This window comes from Acidaminococcus nyctereutis, assembly GCF_052216985.1.
GTDB lineage: Bacteria > Bacillota > Negativicutes > Acidaminococcales > Acidaminococcaceae > Acidaminococcus > Acidaminococcus fermentans_A.
Map to the genome: position 1 here is coordinate 1 of NZ_JBQOUY010000051.1, position 5330 is coordinate 5330.

7 protein-coding genes are annotated in these 5330 nt (G+C 53.2%); all 7 read left to right on the forward strand.

Annotated features, from left to right (window positions below):
* On the forward strand, window positions 1–1431 hold a 1431-nt coding region (locus tag ACTUHY_RS12680; protein WP_442827987.1), incomplete at its 5' end, for a tetracycline resistance ribosomal protection protein.
* Window positions 1432–1696: 265 nt separating this feature from the next.
* Window positions 1697–1888 (forward strand): hypothetical protein, encoded by a 192-nt coding sequence (locus tag ACTUHY_RS12685; protein ID WP_105325849.1) that lies wholly within the window; start codon window positions 1697–1699, stop codon window positions 1886–1888.
* 1 nt (window position 1889) lies between these two features.
* On the forward strand, window positions 1890–2201 hold the full coding sequence (locus tag ACTUHY_RS12690) for an rRNA biogenesis protein rrp5 (protein ID WP_442827895.1): 312 nt from the start codon (window positions 1890–1892) through the stop codon (window positions 2199–2201).
* Window positions 2191–3321: a DUF2800 domain-containing protein gene (locus ACTUHY_RS12695; protein ID WP_442827988.1), complete on the forward strand. Its 1131-nt coding sequence runs from the start codon at window positions 2191–2193 to the stop codon at window positions 3319–3321. Before ACTUHY_RS12690 ends, ACTUHY_RS12695 begins: the two co-directional genes overlap by 11 nt.
* Window positions 3322–3334: 13 nt before the next feature.
* The gene (locus ACTUHY_RS12700; protein ID WP_105325846.1) at window positions 3335–3898 is read left to right on the forward strand and encodes a DUF2815 family protein; all 564 of its coding nucleotides are present in this window, start codon (window positions 3335–3337) and stop codon (window positions 3896–3898) included.
* Between the two features lie 12 nt (window positions 3899–3910).
* Window positions 3911–4099, forward strand: a complete 189-nt coding sequence (locus tag ACTUHY_RS12705; RefSeq protein ID WP_014128884.1) for a hypothetical protein — start codon at window positions 3911–3913, stop codon at window positions 4097–4099.
* Between the two features lie 60 nt (window positions 4100–4159).
* On the forward strand, window positions 4160–5330 hold a 1171-nt coding region (locus ACTUHY_RS12710), incomplete at its 3' end, for a DNA polymerase family A protein (RefSeq protein ID WP_473965315.1).

Genomic DNA, 5330 nt, shown 5'->3' on the forward strand with positions numbered 1-5330 from the left:
ATAGTCCTGGAGGAAAATACCGACATAGAAGCATGGGATGCGGTCATCGAAAATAACGATGAATTATTGGAAAAGTATATCGCAGGAGAACCAATCAGCCGGGAAAAACTTGCGCGGGAGGAACAGCGGCGGGTTCAAGAAGCCTCCCTGTTTCCGGTCTATCATGGCAGCGCCAAAAAGGGCCTTGGCATTCAACCGTTGATGGATGCGGTGACAGGACTGTTCCAACCGATTGGGGAACAGGGGAGCGCCACCCTATGCGGCAGCGTTTTCAAGGTTGAGTACACCGATTGCGGCCAGCGGCGTGTCTATCTGCGGCTATACAGCGGAACGCTGCGCCTGCGGGATACGGTGGCCCTGGCCGGGAGAGAAAAGCTGAAAATCACAGAGATGCGTATTCCATCCAAAGGGGAAATTGTTCGGACAGACACCGCTTATCCGGGCGAAATTGTTATCCTTCCCAGCGACAGCGTGAGGTTAAACGATGTATTAGGGGATCAAACCCGGCTCCCTCGTAAAAGGTGGCGCGAGGCCCCCCTCCCCATGCTGCGGACGACGATTGCGCCGAAAACGGCAGCGCAAAGAGAACGGCTGCTGGACGCTCTTACGCAACTTGCGGATACTGACCCGCTTTTGCGCTGCGAAGTGGATTCCATCACCCATGAGATCATTCTTTCTTTTTTGGGCCGGGTGCAGTTGGAGGTCGTTTCCGCTTTGCTGTCGGAAAAATACAAGATTGAAACAGTGGTAAAGGAACCCACCGTCATTTATATGGAGCGGCCGCTCAAAGCAGCCAGCCACACCATCCATATCGAGGTGCCGCCCAACCCGTTTTGGGCATCTATCGGACTGTCTGTTACACCACTCCCGCTTGGCTCCGGCGTACAATACGAGAGCCGGGTTTCGCTGGGATACTTGAACCAGAGTTTTCAAAACGCTGTCAGGGATGGTATCCGTTACGGGCTGGAGCAGGGCTTGTTCGGCTGGAACGTAACGGACTGTAAGATTTGCTTTGAATACGGGCTTTATTACAGTCCGGTCAGCACGCCGGCGGACTTCCGCTCATTGGCCCCGATTGTATTGGAACAGGCATTGAAGGAATCGGGGACGCAGCTGCTGGAACCTTATCTCTCCTTCATCCTCTATGCGCCCCAGGAATACCTTTCCAGGGCTTATCATGATGCACCGAAATACTGTGCCACCATCGAAACGGCCCAGGTAAAAAAGGATGAAGTTGTCTTTACTGGCGAGATTCCCGCCCGCTGTATACAGGCATACCGTACTGATCTGGCCTTTTACACCAACGGGCAGAGCGTATGCCTTACAGAGCTAAAAGGGTATCAGGCCGCTGTCGGCCAGCCGGTCATCCAGCCCCGCCGTCCAAACAACCGCCTGGACAAGGTGCGCCATATGTTTCAGAAGGTAATGTAAAGATACATAATCGTCAAGACGGCAACAATCAGAATTTATACTTTGCAGAGGAACGTCCAAGTGACGGGCCTCTTATTTTTTTGTCTCAAGATCGATCAAAAAACCTTAGCCGGTATAGGAGCCATGGCAGCTTCTCATACCGTTTTTTTTGCATGCCCAGAAAAATTATTTAAATTTTTTTGGAGAAAACGTCAGAACATCCACTCTCCCAAGGCTAAAGAGTGGAGGGGAAAACGATACCAACCCTCAGGAAGGAGGAAAAGCCATGAAGCAAAGAGTAAGCATCAGCGTTTCTGCGGCAAAGGGTGGTGGGCATATCGCTGCCGTGCGGTCTGTGTCCGTGCGGGAACGGATCCTGCGGTTCCTGCTGGGCGGGAAAGAAAAAGTAACCATCATCGTGCCAGGCGACTCCGTAGAGGAACTGGCCATCAGGGAAATTAACGAAGGAGGAAACTAAGGTGACGAAGGACAATCTTGAAAATCTTGCAAACGAACTGGCCAATTGCACAAAGACCCTGCTGCGGATTGTAGAAGCTCTGGAAAACGAGATGAACAATAGAACAGCAGAGCCGGAAAAGGTGATTCCAGAGCGGAAGGTCCTTTCTTTTGAAGAAGTCCGGAAAACGGCGGCTGACAAGTCCTGTCAGGGATTCACGGCAGAAGTGAAAGCCCTTATTGAAAAATATGGGGCGGAAAAACTCTCCAGCGTAAAGCCGGAAGACTATGAAGCCTTCATGAAGGAACTGGAGGAGATCAGCCATGCCGGATAAGCAGCATGCGGTTCTTTCCGCCTCGTCCAGCTACCGCTGGCTGGCCTGCCCGCCTTCCGCGTTGGAGTGTGCTAAGCGGCCGGATACCACAAGCGACTTTGCCCGGGAGGGTACGGATGCTCATACTCTCTGCGAATACAAGGTGAAGGAAGCCCTGGGCAGGAAGGCCCAGAACCCTACGGGGACCCTCGACTATTACAGCGAGGAAATGGCTGAATGCACGGACGACTATGCCCAATTCGTCATGGAGCGGCTTGCGGAAGCAAAGAAAGAGTGCAAGGATCCCATCGTCCTTGTAGAACAGTGGTTGGACTTCTCGAAATGGGTGCCGGATGGGTTCGGTACAGGAGACTGTGTCATTGTGGCGGACGATACCCTGACCGTCATCGATTACAAGCACGGGCTTGGTGTGGAAGTCAGTGCGGAGAAGAATCCCCAGATGATGTGTTATGCCCTGGGGGCACTGGAGCTTTTCGACGGGATTTACGATATCCAAAAGGTCTCCATGACCATCTTCCAGCCAAGACGGGACAATGTCAGTACCTACGAAATGACTAAAGGCGACTTGCTCCAATGGGCGGAGAAAGTCCTCAAACCCACGGCTGCTCTGGCGGCTAAAGGGGAAGGGGAGTACAAAGCCGGTGAGCACTGCCGGTTCTGCAAGATCAGGGCCACCTGCCGGAAACGGGCAGAGTATAACCTGGAACTTGCCAGGTATGACTTCGCCATGCCGTCCACTCTCTGTGACGCAGAAGTAGAAGCAGTGCTGGAAAAGGCCGATGACCTTGTAGCCTGGGTGGGTGACATTAAGGACTATGCCCTGCAGCAGGCTCTATCCGGCAAGGCATGGACTGGCTGGAAACTGGTGGAAGGGCGCTCCAATCGCCGTTATGTAGACGACGATGCGGTGGCCGCCAAAGTGGAGGAAGCCGGATACTCTCCCTACGAAAAGAAACTCATGGGCATCACGGCCCTGACCCGCCTTCTGGGGAAACGGAGGTTTGATGAACTTCTGTCCGGCCTCATCGAAAAGCCCCAAGGCAAACCGGTCCTGGTACCGGAATCGGACAAACGCCCGGCTATGCATACCGCGGCAGAAGATTTTAGCAGTGAAAATTAAGGAGGAACGAACAATGAAACATTATGTAAACCCTTGCAAAGTCATTACCGGAGCAAATACCCGCTGGTCCTACGCCAACGTCTGGGAACCCAAATCCATCAACGGAGGAACCCCCAAGTACAGCGTGAGCCTCATCATCCCCAAGTCTGATACAAAGACCGTGGAAAAGGTGAAAGCGGCTATCCAAGCAGCCTATGAGGAAGGGCAGGGCAAGCTCAAAGGAAATGGCCGCATCGTGCCGAAGCTGGAAACCATCAAGAACCCGCTCCGTGACGGAGATCTGGAACGGCCTGGGGATGATACCTACAAGGACAGCTACTTCATTAATGCCAATTCTGCCACAAAGCCCGGCATCGTAGATTCTTCCTGCCAGCAGATTCTGGAACGGTCTGAAGTGTACAGCGGGGTCTATGGAAGAGCCTCCATCAACTTCTACGCCTTCAACTCCAACGGCAACAAGGGCATTGCCTGCGGCCTGAACAACCTGCAGAAGATTCGTGACGGGGAGCCTCTGGGCGGAAAACCCCGGGCAGAAGACGACTTTGCTACGGCAGACGATGATGATTTCCTGGACTAAGGAGGAACAATAATGGAAAATGTTTTGAAATTGATTCTGGATTGTCTGTACTGTCTCGTTGCCCTGTGTGTTGGCGGCTTCTTTGTGGCCATGATCTACACGGATATCAAAAAGGACCAGCGGGATGAAATTGCGGCCCGGAACCGGGAGGAACGGGAAGCAGAATATCATCGCAAACAGATGGAATCCTTTCGGAAATAAGACGTGGTAAATGGTGGCGGCGGGGCCTTGTGCTTCGCCGCTTTTCTCGAGGTGAAACGTATGAAAACCATCAGTATCGATATTGAAACCTACAGCGATGTGAACTTAGCCAAATGCGGGGTCTATAAATATGCCGAGTCTCCCGCCTTTGAAATCCTTCTTTTCGGGTATGCAGTGGATGGAGGACCCGTGCAGGTCGTCGATCTGGCCCAGGGAGAATCCATCCCGGAAGAAATCCTGGATGCCCTGACCGATGACACCGTTACCAAATGGGCCTTCAATGCCAACTTCGAACGGGTGTGTTTGTCCCGGCACCTCACTGACCTGGGAAGGAGCTTGGACCCCTTTCATGACCAGCATCCCCTATCCAAGAAATGTGCCCGGTTCCTGAATCCGGCCGGATGGAAGTGTTCCATGGTCTGGTCCGCCTATCTGGGGCTGCCCCTTTCTTTGGAGGGAGTGGGGGCCGTGCTGAATCTGGACAACCAGAAGATGAAGGAAGGGCGGGAGCTGATCCGGTATTTCTGCATCCCCTGCAAGGAAACCAAGGCCAACGGCGGCCGGACCAGAAATCTCCCTCAACATGCCCTGGACAAATGGAACCTGTTCAAATCTTACAACAAACGGGACGTGGAAGTGGAAATGGCCATTCAACAGCGATTGCAAAAGTACCCAGTGCCGAAACAGGTGTGGGAGGAATACCATCTGGACCAAGAAATCAACGATCGGGGTATCGCCATTGATCTGGAACTGGCCAAACAAGCGGTGGCCCTGGATGCCAAAAGCCGGGAGAGCCTAATGGCAGCCCTGAAGGAACGGACTGGTCTGGAGAACCCCAATTCTGTCATCCAGATGTTGGACTGGTTGGAACAGCATGGATTAAAGACGGATTCCCTGGGAAAGAAGAATGTCCAGGAACTATTGAAAACCGCCCAGGAGCCTTTGCGCAGCGTCCTGTTGCTCCGACAGAAACTGGCCAAGTCCTCGGTGAAGAAATATCAGGCCATGGAAATGACGGCTTGTAAGGATGGACGAGCCAGAGGTATGTTCCAGTTTTATGGGGCCAATAGGACCGGACGGTATGCGGGGCGGCACATTCAAATTCAAAATCTTCCTCAGAACCATCTGCCGGACCTTTCAGAAGCCCGGGAGCTGGTGCGCCAGGGAAACTACGAGGCTCTGGAGCTGCTCTACGATTCTGTGCCGGATGTGCTGTCCCAGCTGATTCGGA